Origin of the sequence: Streptomyces sp. NPDC004658, from assembly GCF_040609555.1 — a bacterium.
Classification (GTDB): Bacteria; Actinomycetota; Actinomycetes; order Streptomycetales; family Streptomycetaceae; genus Streptomyces.
Genome location: NZ_JBEXKG010000378.1, coordinates 1 through 1,752 on the forward strand (window position 1 = coordinate 1; position 1,752 = coordinate 1,752).

At 68.9% G+C, this 1,752-nt stretch carries 1 pseudogene; it reads right to left on the minus strand.

What is annotated here, in order from left to right:
• Positions 1-1,372 (minus strand): annotated as a pseudogene (locus ABZV94_RS41465) (hypothetical protein); the annotation flags it as partial.
• Between the last annotated feature and the right edge of the window lie 380 nt (positions 1,373-1,752).

The following is a 1,752-nucleotide window of genomic DNA, read 5'->3' on the forward strand; positions in this document are numbered from 1 at the left end:
CGGTCCACCCCGTCCAGTCCATGCGTATCCGCCCGTGATAGTCCATCCCCACCGGCCCGGTGGTGGCGTCGGATGGAGACAGGTACGACGTGTCGGAGGCGCCTGTGGCGGTGTTGCGGAGGGTGAGGATCACTTCCGCGTTGTAGCGCGACAGTTGCCACCTCGCCTTCCAGGGCGCTGTGTCGAGCGTGGCCACTGCGGGGACGTCGGAACTCACCAGGGTGATCCCCTCCGGCTCGCCGGTACCGGCGACCAGCTTCACCACTGGCGCACCGTCAGCACCGGGGGTCACCCGGTAGACGCCTTCGCCCTGGGCGAGGGTGCCGCCCATCACCAGCAGCGCACCGTCGGGGGTGGCAGCAAGCGATGTGGCGTGGTCCAGGATCTTGCGGCTGGTGCCCCCGCCGACCCGTACCGCCCGGAAAGAGAAGTCCTCGTCGGTGGACCCTTCTGACAGCGCGGTTCCGGAGCCGAACAGGGCCCAGTCCCCGACCAGCCCCACCAAGGGTGGCGACGTGTGCTGGTGCGTGTCGATCTGCGTCACCTCGCCTGTGCCTCGGTTTTCCACGCGCAACCGCGAGGTGGCCGGCCACACCCCGCCTTGAAGGGTGGCGAGGTGCTTCGGGGACAGAGCTGCGGCGGCGAAGGTCGAGGGGGCGAGGTGCGAGGGTGTGGCGACGCCGGAGGCGAGGTCGACCACAGCGTAGGAGAAGCCGGTGTCCGCGCCGAGGGGATCCTTGTAGGACAGCACCAGGGAGCCCGGGGCGGTGGACTCCACGCCCACCGTTCGTGCGTCATCGGGAAGTCCGGTGACCGTCCGGTCGGTCTGCACGCCGTCCACGATGCTGAGCAGGTGCAGTTCGCTGCAGTCGCCGCCTTGCGCGGCCGACCAGGGACACGCCATCGCTGTGGAACCGACGGAGCCTATGAAATTGCGGGACTTACCCAGCGCCACAACGGAAACCGCTCCGGTGGACATGTCGTGCAGTTCGACCCGGTGGTCGGCTTTGTCGAGGTAGCCCTGTTCGAGTGCCACCACGTCTGAAACCGAACCGAAGGACCGGGTCATCGGCACCTGCGCATAGCTACGGCCCAGGTTGGTGGTCGAGCCGTCGGCGTACCGGGTCCACAACAGGTCGTAGGCGCGAGTCGACGCAAGGAAGCCCGTCGCGCCGGCCATGATCACCTTCGAACCCGGAGGCAGCGCAGCAGTGCCGGCGGCCTGGACCTCGGTGTCCGGGCGGGTCGTCGCGGTCCCGGTGCCGGTCGCGGAATCCGCGAGCGCAGGCAGCGCGAGGGGTCCGGCGATCGTGCCGAGGGCGAGAGCTACCGCCCCGGCCAGGAGCTTGCGGGATGAGTTGCTGTGCGGCACATGTCCTCCTGGACGGGCTGCCGCGCGAGGCGCGAGCAGACGCAACGACCGGGGAGGGCGCGCCATGCAGGGAACACCATGCCGGGAGTACGAATCCTCCGGCGGCCCCCCACGTTCGAATTCTCGCGGATCTTAGCAGCACCCATCGTCGCTGCTGACAGCGATTCAGCGGTGACCTGACCTTCGGTCAAGCGGGCTGCCCGGCTCCGTCCCATACCGCACCCGGGCCTATCCAGCCCTGTCGTGCTCGCCCCGGGTCTCAAGTCTCGGGCTTTGAGGTTCGGGACCCGGGATTCGAGCTTCGAGAGGCGCCGTTCACTCTTTCGTGGGTACCGGGACGGGGTGCGGCCCGGGTCTTGGGTCTCGGGTCCCGAGCGTCG